This window comes from Peribacillus frigoritolerans (assembly GCF_030676415.1).
GTDB classification, from domain to species: Bacteria; Bacillota; Bacilli; order Bacillales; family DSM-1321; genus Peribacillus; species Peribacillus frigoritolerans_A.
Genome location: NZ_JAUUTW010000017.1, coordinates 1 through 15,779, shown reverse-complemented (window position 1 = coordinate 15,779; position 15,779 = coordinate 1). Strand labels below are relative to the sequence as shown.

The 15,779-nt window shown below is 40.3% G+C and carries 15 protein-coding genes, 15 tRNA genes and 1 rRNA gene; 8 read left to right on the top strand and 23 right to left on the bottom strand.

Annotated elements, in window-relative coordinates:
• Positions 1 to 537 precede the first annotated feature (537 nt).
• The gene (locus tag Q8G36_RS16485) at positions 538 to 1,764 is read left to right on the top strand and encodes an MFS domain-containing histidine kinase (protein WP_305160972.1); all 1,227 of its coding nucleotides are present in this window, start codon (positions 538 to 540) and stop codon (positions 1,762 to 1,764) included.
• Between the two features lie 60 nt (positions 1,765 to 1,824).
• Here Q8G36_RS16485 and Q8G36_RS16480 read toward each other — a convergent pair whose 3' ends face one another.
• Complete coding sequence (locus Q8G36_RS16480; RefSeq protein ID WP_305160973.1) at positions 1,825 to 2,649, bottom strand: ABC transporter permease; 825 nt, start codon at positions 2,647 to 2,649, stop codon at positions 1,825 to 1,827.
• A 31-nt stretch (positions 2,650 to 2,680) separates the two neighbouring features.
• Entirely contained in the window at positions 2,681 to 3,451 is a 771-nt protein-coding gene (locus Q8G36_RS16475) for an ABC transporter ATP-binding protein (protein ID WP_370694072.1), read from the bottom strand.
• 385 nt (positions 3,452 to 3,836) lie between these two features.
• Here Q8G36_RS16475 and Q8G36_RS16470 point away from each other — a divergent pair, with 385 nt between their 5' ends.
• Together Q8G36_RS16470 and Q8G36_RS16465 are read left to right on the top strand one after the other, a co-directional pair.
• Positions 3,837 to 4,826: an ABC transporter substrate-binding protein gene (locus Q8G36_RS16470; RefSeq protein WP_305160975.1), complete on the top strand. Its 990-nt coding sequence runs from the start codon at positions 3,837 to 3,839 to the stop codon at positions 4,824 to 4,826.
• Positions 4,827 to 4,856: 30 nt separating this feature from the next.
• Positions 4,857 to 5,750, top strand: a complete 894-nt coding sequence (locus Q8G36_RS16465; RefSeq protein WP_305160976.1) for a TauD/TfdA dioxygenase family protein — start codon at positions 4,857 to 4,859, stop codon at positions 5,748 to 5,750.
• Positions 5,751 to 5,894: 144 nt separating this feature from the next.
• Here Q8G36_RS16465 and Q8G36_RS16460 read toward each other — a convergent pair whose 3' ends face one another.
• A complete protein-coding gene (locus Q8G36_RS16460; protein ID WP_305160977.1) occupies positions 5,895 to 6,482 on the bottom strand; it encodes a DUF6241 domain-containing protein in 588 nt (195 codons plus the stop codon).
• 236 nt (positions 6,483 to 6,718) lie between these two features.
• Between Q8G36_RS16460 and Q8G36_RS16455 the strand changes: the two genes are divergently transcribed.
• A complete protein-coding gene (locus Q8G36_RS16455) occupies positions 6,719 to 7,675 on the top strand; it encodes an alpha/beta hydrolase (RefSeq protein ID WP_305160978.1) in 957 nt (318 codons plus the stop codon).
• A gap of 84 nt (positions 7,676 to 7,759) precedes the next feature.
• On the opposite strand, the gene clpP is transcribed toward Q8G36_RS16455, so the two are convergent.
• The 3 genes from clpP to Q8G36_RS16440 all read right to left on the bottom strand — a co-directional run bounded on the left by clpP (position 7,760) and on the right by Q8G36_RS16440 (position 9,829).
• Positions 7,760 to 8,344, bottom strand: a complete 585-nt coding sequence (gene clpP / locus Q8G36_RS16450; protein ID WP_305160979.1) for an ATP-dependent Clp endopeptidase proteolytic subunit ClpP — start codon at positions 8,342 to 8,344, stop codon at positions 7,760 to 7,762.
• A gap of 30 nt (positions 8,345 to 8,374) precedes the next feature.
• Positions 8,375 to 9,085 (bottom strand): sigma-70 family RNA polymerase sigma factor, encoded by a 711-nt coding sequence (locus Q8G36_RS16445; RefSeq protein WP_305160980.1) that lies wholly within the window; start codon positions 9,083 to 9,085, stop codon positions 8,375 to 8,377.
• A 417-nt stretch (positions 9,086 to 9,502) separates the two neighbouring features.
• Positions 9,503 to 9,829 carry a hypothetical protein gene (locus tag Q8G36_RS16440; protein WP_305160981.1) on the bottom strand — a complete coding sequence of 109 codons (327 nt, stop codon included), beginning with the start codon at positions 9,827 to 9,829 and terminating at the stop codon, positions 9,503 to 9,505.
• A gap of 554 nt (positions 9,830 to 10,383) precedes the next feature.
• On the opposite strand from Q8G36_RS16440, the gene Q8G36_RS16435 reads away from it, so the two are divergent.
• Entirely contained in the window at positions 10,384 to 10,878 is a 495-nt protein-coding gene (locus tag Q8G36_RS16435) for a tyrosine-type recombinase/integrase (RefSeq protein ID WP_305160991.1), read from the top strand.
• 13 nt (positions 10,879 to 10,891) lie between these two features.
• Positions 10,892 to 11,086, top strand: a complete 195-nt coding sequence (locus tag Q8G36_RS16430) for a hypothetical protein (RefSeq protein WP_063235353.1) — start codon at positions 10,892 to 10,894, stop codon at positions 11,084 to 11,086.
• A gap of 282 nt (positions 11,087 to 11,368) precedes the next feature.
• Here Q8G36_RS16430 and glsA read toward each other — a convergent pair whose 3' ends face one another.
• On the bottom strand, positions 11,369 to 12,310 hold the full coding sequence (gene glsA / locus Q8G36_RS16425) for a glutaminase A (protein WP_305160992.1): 942 nt from the start codon (positions 12,308 to 12,310) through the stop codon (positions 11,369 to 11,371).
• Positions 12,311 to 12,751: 441 nt separating this feature from the next.
• Here glsA and Q8G36_RS16420 point away from each other — a divergent pair, with 441 nt between their 5' ends.
• A complete protein-coding gene (locus Q8G36_RS16420; protein WP_305160982.1) occupies positions 12,752 to 12,955 on the top strand; it encodes a hypothetical protein in 204 nt (67 codons plus the stop codon).
• Positions 12,956 to 13,555: 600 nt separating this feature from the next.
• The gene (locus Q8G36_RS16415; RefSeq protein WP_305160983.1) at positions 13,556 to 13,846 is read left to right on the top strand and encodes a hypothetical protein; all 291 of its coding nucleotides are present in this window, start codon (positions 13,556 to 13,558) and stop codon (positions 13,844 to 13,846) included.
• A 410-nt stretch (positions 13,847 to 14,256) separates the two neighbouring features.
• On the opposite strand, the gene Q8G36_RS16410 is transcribed toward Q8G36_RS16415, so the two are convergent.
• The 16 genes from Q8G36_RS16410 to rrf all read right to left on the bottom strand — a co-directional run bounded on the left by Q8G36_RS16410 (position 14,257) and on the right by rrf (position 15,768).
• A tRNA-Leu gene (locus Q8G36_RS16410) sits at positions 14,257 to 14,337 on the bottom strand.
• A gap of 8 nt (positions 14,338 to 14,345) precedes the next feature.
• Positions 14,346 to 14,419 (bottom strand) — tRNA-Cys (locus tag Q8G36_RS16405).
• An 8-nt stretch (positions 14,420 to 14,427) separates the two neighbouring features.
• Positions 14,428 to 14,502 (bottom strand) — tRNA-Gly (locus Q8G36_RS16400).
• A gap of 3 nt (positions 14,503 to 14,505) precedes the next feature.
• Positions 14,506 to 14,580, bottom strand: a tRNA-Gln gene (locus Q8G36_RS16395).
• Positions 14,581 to 14,615: 35 nt separating this feature from the next.
• Positions 14,616 to 14,691 (bottom strand) — tRNA-His (locus Q8G36_RS16390).
• Positions 14,692 to 14,708: 17 nt separating this feature from the next.
• Positions 14,709 to 14,782: transfer RNA gene (locus tag Q8G36_RS16385), tRNA-Trp, on the bottom strand.
• A 10-nt stretch (positions 14,783 to 14,792) separates the two neighbouring features.
• Positions 14,793 to 14,876: transfer RNA gene (locus tag Q8G36_RS16380), tRNA-Tyr, on the bottom strand.
• Between the two features lie 16 nt (positions 14,877 to 14,892).
• Positions 14,893 to 14,968, bottom strand: a tRNA-Thr gene (locus tag Q8G36_RS16375).
• A 7-nt stretch (positions 14,969 to 14,975) separates the two neighbouring features.
• Positions 14,976 to 15,051: transfer RNA gene (locus Q8G36_RS16370), tRNA-Phe, on the bottom strand.
• 12 nt (positions 15,052 to 15,063) lie between these two features.
• Positions 15,064 to 15,139: transfer RNA gene (locus Q8G36_RS16365), tRNA-Asp, on the bottom strand.
• Between the two features lie 5 nt (positions 15,140 to 15,144).
• Positions 15,145 to 15,218: transfer RNA gene (locus tag Q8G36_RS16360), tRNA-Met, on the bottom strand.
• Between the two features lie 78 nt (positions 15,219 to 15,296).
• Positions 15,297 to 15,372, bottom strand: a tRNA-Val gene (locus Q8G36_RS16355).
• Positions 15,373 to 15,387: 15 nt separating this feature from the next.
• Positions 15,388 to 15,462, bottom strand: a tRNA-Glu gene (locus tag Q8G36_RS16350).
• Positions 15,463 to 15,471: 9 nt separating this feature from the next.
• Positions 15,472 to 15,563 (bottom strand) — tRNA-Ser (locus Q8G36_RS16345).
• A gap of 5 nt (positions 15,564 to 15,568) precedes the next feature.
• Positions 15,569 to 15,643, bottom strand: a tRNA-Asn gene (locus tag Q8G36_RS16340).
• Between the two features lie 9 nt (positions 15,644 to 15,652).
• Positions 15,653 to 15,768: ribosomal RNA gene (gene rrf / locus Q8G36_RS16335) — 5S ribosomal RNA — on the bottom strand.
• Positions 15,769 to 15,779 lie beyond the last annotated feature (11 nt).

The following is a 15,779-nucleotide window of genomic DNA, read 5'->3' as shown; positions in this document are numbered from 1 at the left end:
TTTCTAAAATACTCATAAATGAAAAATGTGCTATATATGGATACTGGTAATCCAATAAGAAAAGATAAAAAGTTTCTTGGTATATACATATTGAAATAGTAGAAAAAAACAGTCATCCAAATGAATATAACTAAATATTTCCAGATTATTCTCTTTTCTTACTCCGCTTTTATATAAGTCTTTAACTGTTTCTTTATCGTTCATCCCCATTAGGGTTTGTTCTTCCACACTTGATTCATAATTTTTTCACACTTTAAATTTTCCATATCCATAATAAACCAAACTCAAGGCTGATAAATTCCAAATATTAGATCCGGTGTTCCAATGTTGACAGACCAAGAGGAACTGGACAGAATGGTTACTTAACTCCTTGCCCTCCCCTTTCCAGTACTAAATTCCACCCGAACCTTTCCTGGAGAATAGCCCTTTATATATAGATAGAGAGACTATCGATACAAAATCTATCTTTTTCTGATTTACAAAAAACTAGTATCATATTACTATTAAACAAACAGAATATTAATATTAAGGGGAATTATGCTAAAAAATTATCAATATTATCAAAGCAAACACCGATTTATACTGAAAGCATTCATGGCAATGATATCCTTTTTACTATTAGTTGGGATTTCTGTATCACCTATAAGTTGGAAAGATAATCCTTACGAGATGACATTACAGGTCATTTTAATATCGGGGATGATAATTTCTCTGTTATTTTTCTTAAAAACAGAAGTCAATTTTTATAAAACCCTATTCATTTTCTTAATTACTGTTTATTCATATAGCAAATTCTGGATCTTTCCGGATACTGCAATCATGCTGGCTTTATTTGCTATAGCGCCCTTGATTCCCATTTTTCTCTTTGATAAAATCGGATTTTATATTGTTGCCGCTTTAAATATCATATTTGGTCCCGCTTCAATTTTGATCATTTCAAAGACGGATCTTCAATACACTTATGAATATGTCGCTTCGGATAGTTTCGGCAACACGCTTAATTTCATCGCTATACAAATCATATTGGTATTCGTATTCATAGGAACCAATAATAGGATGGAATCCACTAATGCATTTCATAAGGAGATACAGCAGGCCAAGCAATTGAACTCAGTCGGACAGCTCGCTGCCACCATTGCACACGAGATACGTAATCCGATTACAGTCGTGAAAGGATTTGCCCAGTTATTAGATCAAGAGAAGGAACTGAATGAAACGGAAAAATTTTATGTACAGACCATGCTTACAGAACTTGAATATACTCAAGTGATAATCAATGACTATTTGTCTTTGGCAAAACCGCAAACCGATAACGTACAGGTCATTCCTTTAAATTATGAAATCCAAAAGATTTCCGATCTATTAACCAGTTTCGCCAATAATCGCAACATAGGCTTTCTCCTGGATTTCCGTGACGACCTGTTCATTAACATGAATCCCATCGAGCTTAAACAGATACTGGTCAATATCATGAAAAATGGAATTGAGTCAATGAACAAACCCGGATTCATCAAGGTGGAAACAGAGCAGGAACGGACTATGGCAAAAATACGAATAACGGATACAGGAATAGGCCTCTCAAAAGAACAGCTTGAAATACTAGGTACCCCATTTTATTCACTTAAAGATAGGGGAACCGGTATCGGCCTGACCGTTTGTTATTCCATCGTTCAAAAATACAAAGGGAAAATCGTGGTACAGAGCGAAGTGAACAAAGGAACCTCGTTCACCATTTATTTGCCCTTATATAAAGAAATAGATTAAACATACATTCCAAACAAGAAAAAGGATGACCTCCCATCACCGGGCGGTCATCCTTTTCAATTAGGCTTTAAAACTATCTTGCCATTTGAGCAAATGATTTTCTAAAAAGCGGACAAACGAGTCGGAGATTTTACCAGCCAGGGCAAAAATGATGATGCCTACGAATACGACGTCCGTTTGCATGAATGAACGGGCATCCTGGATCATGAAGCCCACCCCTCTATCCGCACCCAACAATTCAGCGACGACTAGGCACATCCAAGCGGCACTTAAGGCTAAACGGATACCAAGTAATATGTTTGGTAAAGCTGCTGGAATCATGAGCTTCGTTATTTGTTCCCGACGGCTAAACTCTAAGATTAGGGCAACATCGTATAGTTTTTTATCCACATTCCGAAGGCCCAAAAAAGTTTGTAAATATAAAGGGAAAAAAGCACCTAAAGCAATAAGCAGCACTTTAGACAGTTCACCAAATCCGAACCACATAATGAATAAAGGAGTAATCGCAAGTAAAGGAACCGTTCGTAACATTTGAATGCTTGGGTTTAGATATTCTTCGGATTTTTTTTGCATGCCAACGATGACTCCTAGCGATAAGCCTAAAAAACCACCGAATGCAAAGCCAAGAAGCGCCCGCGTTAAACTGATTTGTAAATGCATGCCCATTTCCCCCGACTGTACAAGATCAATGAAAGTCATGACGATCAATAAAGGTGATGAGAATAATTGGGCAGGCAGGATGCCAACCGATCCTAATGTTTGCCATGCAATCAACACGACAACGGGAAGGACCGAACCCCGCAGTGCCGATTTGGCAAGTTGGGATTGTTTTGTCGTTTCTCTTATGACAAGTGGCTTGTTTTGAGCAACGGTCTGTGTAGACATAATTTTCTTCCTTCCTTTTTAAAAAATTTAATTAAATGCTCCAATCTTCCACTTCTACTGGATGATGATCAAGTTGGGTTAATATGACGGACCTGAATTCCTGAAATGCTTTGCTTGTTCGAGTTCTAGGATATGGTAAATCAATTGGAACAATAGCTTTAATCCGCCCAGGCTTTGCATCCATGACGACCACTTTCCTCGATAAAAAGATGGATTCATCAATATCATGGGTGACAAGCACCATCGTGGTCTTATTCCTCTCCCATATTTCTAGTAAAGCCTCTTGAAGATGCGTTCGCGTGAATGCATCCAATGCACCGAATGGTTCATCCAGCAATAAAACTTCAGGATTACGCAATAAGGCCCTGGCAATGGCAACACGCTGCGACATTCCACCGGATAATTGACGTGGATAGGCCTTTTCAAATCCATTTAGTTTAACAAGTGAAATCAAATCATCCACCCTTTTTCGAATGTCCGGTTTTTTTAATGGAAGGTTACCCGCAATATTCTTCTCCACATTTAGCCATGGAAATAAGCGGTGCTCCTGAAAAATGAAACCACGGTCTTTAGAAGGGCCGCTAACCGGGTGATCCCCTGCTATGATCGCACCGTCAAAGTCTGAATCAAGTCCTGCGAGCAACTTTAATAATGTGCTTTTCCCGCAGCCGCTCGGACCAATGATGGTGATGAACTCGCACTTGTTGACGGTCAGATTTAAATTATCCAAAACATGGATACTTTCATTCTCATTCTTAAATGTTTTGCTTACATGATTAATTTCTAATGTCGCAACCAATATCCTCACCCTTTCTCAAATAAAAAAAATAGAGATCCAGCAATAAGGCACATATTGTCCCTTTGCTGAATCTCTAGTTAACTAGTCGATTCAATATTTCATTTTATATTAACTTATCGATTATTTATAATCAACACCTAATACCAATTTATTTTATCGGATTAATAGTGAAAAAATAATTGACAGATAATTCTAACAGCTGTTAAGATGCATTCATACACAAATCCGCTTCACACTTGGAGCCAATTAAATAAAGGTCATGTGAATCAACTGGACTACCGGAGATTCAATGAAGAGTAACCCCGGCATACTCTTCGTTGAATCTCTTTTTTTTGTCATTAATCTGACTATCCAGATGTGGTAAGTGTATTAAAAAAGGAGGGAGTTCATGAAGGAATATCGTAAAAAGTTAACCGCAGTACTACTTGCCATCATTAGCATCGCTGTATTGTCAGGCTGTAATTCCGATGCCGGCAAAGCTTCCGGGAAAAGTGATCCATTGAAAGTTCATATTGCCTTAAATGGCAAGATGGGGCCATTGGTCATTGCAAAGGAAAAGGGATTGTTCAACGAAGAGTTTTCTAAACTTGATGCCCAAATCGAGTGGAGTGAATTCCCGAGTGGTCCCCCGCTCTTGGAATCCCTCGCTTCCAATCGGGTTGACCTGTCTTTTTTAGGGGATGGTGCACTGATTGCCGGCATTGATAAGAATCTGCCATTCGAAGTGATTGCACAAACAGGTCGAGGTGAGTCATCTGTCAGGATCCTGGCTCAAGCAGAAGGTAACATAAAGCAGCTTGAAGACTTAAAGGGAAAAACGGTCGGTGTTGCCTCGGGGACAACGGGTCATGTGTATTTAATCAAGGCATTGAAAGCCCATGGTTTAACGACTGATGATATTAAACTCATTAATTTACAACCGGATGATGCTCAAGCCGCATTTGAAACCAAACAATTGGACGCCTGGGCAATATGGAACCCTTATTACCTTAATAATATTGAAAAAGGAAATGCTGTCGCACTTAAGGTAAAAGGAAAAATATTAGCTCCTGGTGCAATCATTGCACGTAAAGGCTTTGCCGAAGAACATCCTGAAATTGTCGAGGCCTATTTAAAGGTTTATAAAAAAGCGGCCGATTGGCAAATTGAAAATCCAGATGAAGCATCTGAAATTCATTCCAAAGAAACTAAATTGCCTGCGGGAACAGTCAAGGCAATAATAACGGCCGAAAAACCAAATATCTTCTTTACCGAAGATGCCATCAAAGCACAACAAGAATCAATCGATACTTTAGCTGGTGTGGGTTATATCAAGAAATCATTTAATTTCAAAAACCAGATCCACAATGAATACATTGATGAAGCCTTTAAAAAATAAAAAAACAAACCTTACAGGAGGAGATTGATTATGACGGAAACTAAAACACAACAAATAAAAGTGGTACCCGTAGCAGGTAGGATTGGAGCGGAAATTCAAGGAGTCCAATTAAGCGGAGACTTGGATTTAGCTATTTTCAGTAAAATCAAACAAGCGTTAAACGATCATAAAGTCGTATTCTTCAAAGGTCAAAATCATTTGGACGATGCCAGCCAAGAAGCATTTGCCAAGCTATTGGGTGAGCCTTATGCACATCCTACAGTACCGGTCAAAGACAATACTAACTATATTTTTGAACTTGATTCCGATCGGGGTGCTAAAGCAAACCATTGGCATACTGATGTCACTTTCGTTCCAGAAGTTCCAAAATACTCTGTTTTAAGAGGGGTAACCATCCCTAATGTCGGCGGAGATACAGTTTGGGCAAATACGAATGAAGCATATGAGGACCTGCCGGATGGATTGAAGGAATTAGCGGACGGACTATGGGCGATCCATACAAATGAATATGATTATGCTCAATTTAAACCAGCTGAAAACATCGATGATGAGGTTAAAAAGAAATATCGTGATGTATTCGAATCGACAATTTATAAAACGAGGCACCCAGTCGTTCACGTGCACGCAGAAACCGGAAAAAGGCATTTGTTATTAGGCGGCTTTGCTGGAAGAGTGGAAGGATATACAACAAGTGAATCCGAAAGATTATTAAGTATCTTCGATTCATACGTCACGCGCCTAGAAAATACCGTGCGTTGGCAATGGAGTGAAGGGGACGTGGTCATTTGGGATAACCTTGCCACGCAGCATTACGCTATTGCCGATTACGAAGACCAGCACCGCGTCGTTCGCCGGGTCACAGTAGGAAAAGACGTTCCCGTAAACAAGGAGAACGAATCCAGCAGACTAATTATTAAAAAATAAAACTCCTGTATAGAGAGAAAGGTTCGAAGACACTCAAACCTCCTGAGGAACTGGCCTTCTTGCAGGAGGTTTAAGTGTTTTCTTTATTGAAAAGGTCTTGCCAGCTCACCCTTTGGCATTTTCAGTACTTCCATGCAAATGGCCTCATTTAAAATTCACTTCAATGTATTCAATCTCTTCTGCCGCACTTAATGTGCCATGGGCTTTTCCAACGGTGCCTTCTTTGTCTTCCCAAAAGAAGTTATGGTCCTGAACGATCGTGCTAAAATCTAAGTTTCGCCACCGGGTAGCAATGCCGAGCAATCTATCTCTATGCTGAAAATCACTTGAATCCACTATTTTATATACTTCTTCTATAATCTTAGGGGACATCGGTATAGCTCCCCATTTATCTTGCGATCGAACCTTTTGATGAGTCATTTTATGCATGACATCCATGACTTCCGTTTCGGTTGAGTCTACATCAAGTCCCGTTTCAAATTCAATCCCATCATATATCGCCGTTTTCGCTTCAAGTTCCGCCGCTTTAGCTTTCGCTTCCCTTTGGGCTTTGATTTTCACATCCTCTCTTTCTCTTTCAATTTGTTCCTTGGTTTCCCTGGCTTCGATTTCCAGTTGGGCTTTTTCGTACTCATTGGAGTTTTCCATGATTTTAAAGGAAGCAATCCCCAATCCGGATAATGCAACAAATGAGATTCCACTAATAAGTAAAACCTTTTGCGTTTTCTTCATAAAAACTTCCTCCAAGATATTGATAATATTAGATAATATTTATTTTAACATATTAAATGGATGGACTATCCAGAAAAGCAGATATCCAAAATCCTTGTCTCTGCCCTATTCATAGATAATTTCAGTAGTTTCAGAAATTAATAATAACCCTAGGCATCATTCTATTTTTATCACAAGCACTATAAAATATTGTACTATTAAAAAATGATGGGTAAGTTTTTTGGAGGGAGTATTGAATGAAGAAATTCAGTATTGCTGCAATATGCATTATTGCAATTCTAGTCGTTATGTATGGCTTTACCGGGAACTACTTTTACAATATCGCCTTAAATCCGAATAAGGAAAAAGACTTTTTAAGCGATAACCCCCATCTTTCCCAGTCTGAAGCCGTTTCAGGTGAAGTGGCTGAATCCAGTAAATTGGCAGATGTGGAATTTGCCAAAGAGCATCAACCGGATGAGATGAGCATCGTTTCTGCAGATCAATTAAAACTTAGTGCTAAACTTTATGAAAATAAAAACAATGACCATAAATGGGCTATTATCGTTCATGGTTATACCGGCAATAACACACAAATGATTCGGTGGGTACGCAATTTTCATGGGAATGGATATAATGTGCTGGCACCTGATCTTCGCGGACATGGAAAAAGCGAAGGAAATTACATTGGAATGGGCTGGGATGACCGGAAAGATATGCTTTTATGGATCAAGCAAATTACCGATAAAGATCCCCAGGCAGACATTGCATTATTCGGGATATCCATGGGAGGGGCAACCGTCATGATGACCTCTGGGGAAAAGCTGCCTTCCAATGTTAAAGTGATTGTAGAAGATTGCGGTTACTCCTCGGTAATGGACGTATTCACCTATCAACTTGATGATTTGTTCGGATTGCCAAAATTCCCAGTAATGAATGCAGCCAACACGGTAACAAAGCTGCGTGCAGGCTACGATTTAACTGAAGCATCAGCTGTCAAACAAGTGCTCAAAAGTAAAACACCCATGTTATTCATCCATGGGGAAGATGATTCATTCGTCCCTTATTCCATGCTGGATGACGTATACAATGCAGCGAACGTAGACAAAGAAAAATTGATAATACCGGGTGCTGGGCATGGTGAAGCTGAATTAGTGGATCCGGAAAAGTATTGGAACAAGGTATGGGGTTTTGTGGATAAATATATGGAGTAAGTAAGAAGGTAAAAAAGAAACTGCCGGTATAGATATCGACAGTTTCTTTTCGTTTTCATCAAGCTTATTTTTATCCAGGTCTTTTTAATTACCTTTAATGATTATTTCATCGATTATACCGTAATCCATCGCCTCATTTGCGCTTAAGAAGTAATCACGATCTGTGTCCTTCTCCACCTTTTCGATAGGCTGCCCAGTTCTTTCCGAGATGATTTGATTGATATGATCCTTTAGTTTCAAAATCCTTCGGGCAGAAATTTCAATTTCCGTGGCTTGCCCCCTCGCCCCACCAAGCGGTTGATGAAGCATGATTTCACTATTGGGCAAAGCGCACCTTTTTCCTTTCGTACCCGCCAGTAAAAGCATGGCACCGAATGATGCAGCCATCCCCGTACATACAGTCCGGATATCTGGCTTAATATATTGCATTGTATCATAAATGGCGAAACCGGCACTGGTCGATCCCCCCGGACTGTTTATGAAGATGGTAATTTCTTTATCAGGTGCATCTGCTGCCAAGAATAACAATTGGGCAACCACACTATTGGCTAAATGATCGGTGATCTCTTCCCCAATCATGATGATACGGTCTTTTAGAAGTCTGGAATAAATATCGTACGAGCGCTCACCCTTGCCGGATTGCTCAATTACATATGGAATCGTGGTCATATCTCATCTTCCTCCTAACAATAATATTGGCTATGCAGCCATTGAGAGTGTGTTTGAAGGAGTGAAGCTTGATTTGGAAAGAATCGGACGATTCATCAGTTTAGGAATCATCGATTCACTGTTCAGGGATTTGAAAGATGGGATGCTTCTAATGAGGATATCAGGATTTTGGGCTTTTAATGCCTGTGTCATCAGGGACATGAGCCGCTGTTCCTCCTCATCTTGCCAATCTTCCACGCAAGACAACCTACGCTCTTCAACGTCATTGGCAAAACGCTTTTTCACACGGTTCAAGATTGACTTTACAGCCGTTTCCGTGGTGTTCAAATAATCTGAGATTTCTTTTGACCGATAGAGGAATCCTTCCTTTAACATGAACACTACAGCTTGTTTCGGGGTAAGGGATTTTACTATATATTCAACCGTTTCAAAGGCATTTTCCCCAACTGATCCCTGCTGTTCGGTATCCAAAAGATCCTCTAAAGATTCTTTTTTTCTTTTTCTAATCGTATCAATCCAGGAATGGCGGGCTATTGTCTTCAATAAAGCGGTTGTTATCTCCGTTTTCTTCCCATAGCCCTGCATTGCCTTCAATATCGTTTCCTGTGCCAAATCATCCCCATCCCAATTATTTTGGGTCAGGAATCGGCAAAACCGAAGCAATTCAGGATAGACCCCACGCAAAATCGCACCGTTATCCTTTTCTTCAGAAATAATATCTTCCCTCAACTTATTTATCATTTTTCTCACTCCTTCAACACCCTCTATCCTATAAACGTTTCAGAAAGAGAAAAAGATATGGGGGTGAAAAATTTTCCTTCATTCTTCATTATATTCTATTCCATTTTTTCCATTGGATTTCCTTTCATACTAAAAACCTGTTTGGTTATGATCCAAACAGGCAAATGTCAATATTCTGTATGCAAAAAATAGGGCCTCCCCGGCTGTGTACCCGGTTCGTCATCAATCATTTCAGCGAAGCCCTTATTTTCCAAAACAATTAATATTCTCCGAGCATTACACTCGTTCACAACCAAATCTTTGGATGTGACCTCCCGCTTACGTTTTCCCAAATCGCGTTTTGTTCCGATCCTCCATGATGTCCGTGTTGTGAATCCTGAATTTCAAATTTCCGGGTGATCCATAGTAACTCTGCTGCTATTCCAAGTGTTCAATGCATTCAACCGTGTATTCGCTAGGTTCCATTTCGTTTTCTTCAATACCAAACCAACTGGAGGAGCGACTCTCATTAGCGCTATCTTTACAATAGTTCACCAAAGAACCTGCTGGCTTCTCTTCCGATTCTTGATCGCTCATCTCTTCAAAATTCACTGATTGCTCGTTATGATGCTCTCTGTCTGCCTTTTCATTCTCCAGGTCTGCGAACATGAACATACAGTAAAAAACCGCAATCATAATTGCCATAGTAAACAACCTTGACATTAAAGGCAGTAACTTTTTCAATATAGCTAAAACTCTCTTCATGGTGGTTTCCCCAATCCTGATAAAGCATAATAATTATAAAAGACCTATTCGTTGTGAATGAACCTAACCCTTTTCCTTTAGATTGACCTATTAAATATCCATCAATAACACTAGTTTAGAAAAATATTACTATTGATTCATTATATCAAGTTTCAGTATTTTTTATAGCTATCCACACTTAAAATTCAACCTTAATACGAATGGGCAAGGCCGTTCATGACTATATCGAAAACTCTATACCATCTTCATTAAATCTAGGGAATGTACCATGAATAGTGAAGTTTTCACTTACCTAAAAACGCGGCCCTTTCTTTAAGAGGAGGCCGTGTTTTTTTTATCTCAATTCGTCCCGATATCTTAACCTCCCCTGTATACCATGCTATCAATGTACCCAACACATTGACTTCCATCCTTTTTCAGTGTTACTCTTAAATTAATAAAAAGTATACATTCAAAATACCGATTCCACTAGCGTGAAATAAGGGTGATCACATTTGCCAAAAGAACATTTAATTGACGTTCAACCAATCAGATCATTGGAAAAGTTAGATGATATGAAATGGTCATTGAAAAGACATTGCAGCGAGAGAGACTACATATTGTTCTTGTTAGGCATCAATACCGGCATGCGTGTGTCAGATCTATTATCGTTGAAGATAAAGGATATTAAAGGCAAGATGGAGCTCACCATCAAGGAAGGCAAAACAAAGAAGCCAAGGATCATACAGCTTAATACTGTATGCAAGGAATTGGCAGCCTATATAGATACCATTGATGGTGAATGGCTATTCCCTTCACGTAAGGGTGATAAGCCAATAAGCAAGATACAAGCCTACAGACAGCTTAATAAAGCAGCTGACATGGTAGACATCGAGAGCGTCGGAACCCATACCATGCGGAAAACATTCGGGTACTTGTACTATAAACGAAGTAAGGATATTGAAGAGTTACAAATGATCCTTAACCATCCACACCCTGAAATTACACTAAAGTACATCGGGATTACGGATGAAGGAACAGAAGACAGCTTAAATGACTATGCACTATAGGAGGACGGAAGAAATGTCACTGACTGAATACAATGCAAAATACGAATATATCATTCGCAGCAATATTTCCGACAGACAAAAGGCATTGAAATTAGCTGATTTAATGACCGATATGGAAGGCCAGCTAAGAAATGAAATCGGGGAACATCGAAATAAAGAGGTAAATGCTTTATATAAAAAAGTATCTCTTTTCTCCAACTTGTTATAATCAGCTTAAGACCTTGCCCTTATGTGCAGAGGTCTTTTTTTGCCGTGAAAGTAAATGCTTTGTTTCTGTAAGACTTTAGACTGAACCTCATTTAATACTGCCACCGTACCAATCGCATCTGGCAAGCCTTAACCTCGTGGAAGACCACGCCTAACTTTAACGAAAACGCTCTATTCCAAGCTTCATCCTCTCTCTTTAAGGAAACAATCTTTAATTCCAGACAACATTCGAAAAAAAATAACGTGATTAATATCATCGACTCATCGCTAAAGGTGTCAATGTTTACAAATTAAACATACTTAAGGAATACTTTTTCGCCAACATTTCCAAGATTTTTATCCCGGCAACGCTGTTCCCCTTCTCATCCAGTGCTGCACTATAAATTCCAATCCCACATTTTCCGGGGACGGCCCCCAGGATTCCCCCTGACACACCGCTTTTAGCCGGAATGCCAACATTAATGGCAAATTCACCTGATGCGTTATACATGCCGCAAGTAACCATGAATGTCTTGCAAATACGAGCAATGTCCTCGGGGATGATTTGCTTTCCCGTCAACAAATCTTTCCCATTCATGGCCAGCACACAGCCTATCCTCGCCAAATCCTGACTGTCCATTTCAATGGCACATTGCTTCGAATACAATTCGATTAATTCTTCCACATCCTCATTTATTACATTATGCTGCTTTAAAAAATAGCTTAACGACCTATTTAAGTCTGCTGTATTGTATTCTGACCGGGCAACATCTTCATTAAAACCGATAGTAGGATTTTGCGTCAATTCCCGGATAAATTGTAAAATACGCTGAAATCGCTCATTTACACTGTCACCTGCAATCATGTGGGTCACAGTCAATGCTCCTGCATTGATCATCGGGTTTAACGGCTTAGATGGCTTGTTTGTCTCTAACTTGGCAATCGAATTAAAAGGGTCCCCAGTGGGTTCTTTTCCTACATAGGAAAAGACATATTCCTCCCCTTTTTCCATTAATACCAGTGCAAGTGTCAAAACTTTTGATATGCTTTGCAGGGTCATTTTAGCTCTTACATCCCCCGCACAATATCCTTTTCCGTCAGGATAGTATATAGCAACAGACAAATCCCTAGGATTCGCCTTTTCAAGAGCCGGTATATAGTCTGCCACTGTTCCCATATTTGTATATTTTTTTGCTTTATCGACCAGTTGCTGTAATTCTTCATTGGAACTGCATTGACATCCCATATTGTTCACAATTTTCCGCCCCTTAGAAAATTTATTATGTGAAGTATTTTAAGATAGTGATTTTTTATTTATTACCATATTTCATCGATATTATTTACAAAACCAGGAATCTTGATAATAAATAGAAGAAAGGCTAGAGGAACTACTTTCCTGGTTTTAGATTTCTTAAAGTTACAGGTCACTACTTCTTACCATACTTTCCTCCCCTCTAATCTAGAGGTTCTGAATTATTTTCGTCGTGTTAAAGACAAAGAAAAAGAAAAACATATACGGCAATTGTCAAGTAGTAAGACAGGTAAACTAACACCTTGTAAAAAAATAAGGAGCAACTTCACTGTTCTTTAAAGTGAAAAAAGAAGGAATTAGAAGCGCTCAGACGGAAATATATATTATCATAAGCTTTCATATGTATTTCACACTTGATGGAAAGTAGGAAAAGCCATGGGAAAATCGAAGAGTTTACAAGAAATCTATAACGCCAACCGTCCAGAAAATAATGAACTTTTCCGAGCGATACAACAGCATCTACAAATGAAGCATCCAGACAAACGAATGACAGCTACGAGAACATTGCAAATAATTGTGGCTGATAGTGTTTCATCTGGAGAGCTGCGTAATGTGGAAGCCCGCCTTCTTCACAGTTAATAAGGATCTGTTGTTTCATAAGCCCTTTGAAATTTTCGAACACAGAAAGGATCCACCGAATGCCTAAGGTTTCCTGAGGAAGACTCGTCCGCTCAGGGTATCTCATCAATGAAAGAATTTCTAAATTCCTAAAACATTCGGCTTAATCGTGCCACTTGTGACACTGGCTTTTTTATAATTTTAAGCAGCTATTCACTGGATGCCCAACAAGATACAACTTAAATAAAAAGACAACTCGATTATGAGCTGTTTTTTTTTAAGCAGGTAAAATCGGTCCATTTGTTGAATAAAGTAAATGGAATGAAGGTTATGATCGAGCCTGAGGCCTAGCAATCGAGCTTGAATCAACATGTCGCATGTAATTTGGTTCGTTTCGTAAACTCGGTAACATTCCTTCTTTCGCTTACCCCGTGCGCTTCGGTGCAATCACTTTTGCCTTTGGAAAAGTCGTCTGTTTTCTATTTACTCAATTTGAATACAGCTTTACTTTCAACCGGTGAGTAAAAATGCTCAAAAGATAAAGATTGACAACGTTTTTAGAGTGACTCATACTAGTAGTAGTTTAAATGACAGAATATTACGAATAGTGGAGGGGTAATTATGAATAAGATTTTCGTTCCTAACGCAATCGCCACTTTAACGAGACTTTTCTACAGTTCGACTACAATGAATGAGTATTTAGCGATGAGAACCGCTCAATTCTACATTGAAGACCTGAAGTTACTGCAAGACGTGGAAGCTGTTGCCTTGGCAATTGAAAATCAAAATGCTTTCGCTTTAATGTCTAAATTTAAATTATTTGATTATAAGGCTGCTGAAGAAATTGAAATCGCACTATCCTCTTCTGGCTATACGGAAGCAGAACTAAATGCTATGAATATTGAAATCTAAAATCATTGGCCAATCTGTTTACGGAACGAATGGTAGAGTTAATACTCTTTGACCCATTCGTTTTTATATTTAATCGTAAGAACAAACGTGCTCTAAATATTTGTGTTAATATACATTATTTAAAAGGGAATATTTATTATGACTCTCCCCCATATCAGTGGCCAATACCTTCATGTATCATTTCGTATCTTCCATAGACGTATGTCACAGTGTAGATTGAAAGTGAAATGCCACCCACCATTTTAGCGAATAGTCTAGCATGAGTGTGTCTAAGTGTATGGCATGATCTCCTAACACCTTTAATAAGGTTTGATTCGATATTGTATGTTTGTAGTGCATCATAAACACAAAAAAGCTTCACACAATTAAGTGTGAAGCTTGATGTAATAGCGATCCTTCGCTATTGATGATACCGGTGGCCGGGGTCGAACCGGCACTCCAGAGGAACACGATTTTGAGTCGTGCGCGTCTGCCAATTCCGCCACACCGGCATGTATGTTGGAGGCGGCAACCGGAATCGAACCGGTGGTAAAGGTTTTGCAGACCTCTGCCTTACCGCTTGGCTATGCCGCCAACGTTTTTGGAGCGAAAGACGGGATTCGAACCCGCGACCCCAACCTTGGCAAGGTTGTATTCTACCACTGAACTACTTTCGCATATGGCTGGGCTAGAAGGGATCGAACCTTCGCATGACGGAATCAAAATCCGTTGCCTTACCGCTTGGCTATAGCCCATTAACGTTGTATTCATTATACCATGTTTTATTAAATGGGGCGACTGATGGGAATCGAACCCACGAATGCCTGAACCACAATCAGGTGCGTTAACCACTTCGCCACAATCGCCATTATAGGATTGAAATTGGCAGGGGTAGTAGGACTCGAACCCACACTGGAGGTTTTGGAGACCTCTGTTCTACCTTTAAACTATACCCCTGTAAGAAAGATGGTGGAGGGGGGCAGATTCGAACTGCCGAACCCGAAGGAGCGGATTTACAGTCCGCCGCGTTTAGCCACTTCGCTACCCCTCCGCATATGGATGAAACATGGTGCCGGCAAGAGGACTTGAACCCCCAACCTACTGATTACAAGTCAGTTGCTCTACCAGTTGAGCTACACCGGCACTACTATGGTGGCTCAGGACGGAATCGAACCGCCGACACAAGGATTTTCAGTCCTTTGCTCTACCGACTGAGCTACTGAGCCAAGCAATAAAAATGGCGGTCCCGACGGGAATCGAACCCGCGATCTCCTGCGTGACAGGCAGGCATGTTAACCGCTACACCACGGGACCATAGATTGCGGGGACAGGATTTGAACCTGCGACCTTCGGGTTATGAGCCCGACGAGCTACCGGACTGCTCCACCCCGCGACGGTAATAATGTTGCTATTATGCATCAAGTTTTCGTGTTGAGCGTTTCAGCAGAAACAACTTGATTTCGTTAAGAAATGGTGGAGGATGACGGGATCGAACCGCCGACCCTCTGCTTGTAAGGCAGATGCTCTCCCAGCTGAGCTAATCCTCCAATATGTTGTCTAAATGGTGACCCGTACGGGATTCGAACCCGTGTTACCGCCGTGAAAGGGCGGTGTCTTAACCGCTTGACCAACGGGCCAGGTATAAATGGCGGAGAGCAAGGGATTTGAACCCTTGAGACAGGGTTACCCGTCTACACGATTTCCAATCGTGCTCCTTCGGCCACTCGGACAGCTCTCCAATAATGGCTCCGCAGGTAGGACTCGAACCTACGACCGTTCGGTTAACAGCCGAATGCTCTACCACTGAGCTACTGCGGAACAATATAAGCTTGGCGACGTCCTACTCTCACAGGGGGAAACCCCCAACTACCATCGGCGCTGAAGAGCTTAACTGCCGTGTTCGGAATGGGAACGGGTGTGACCTCTTCGCTATCGTCACCAAACAATGTTAACA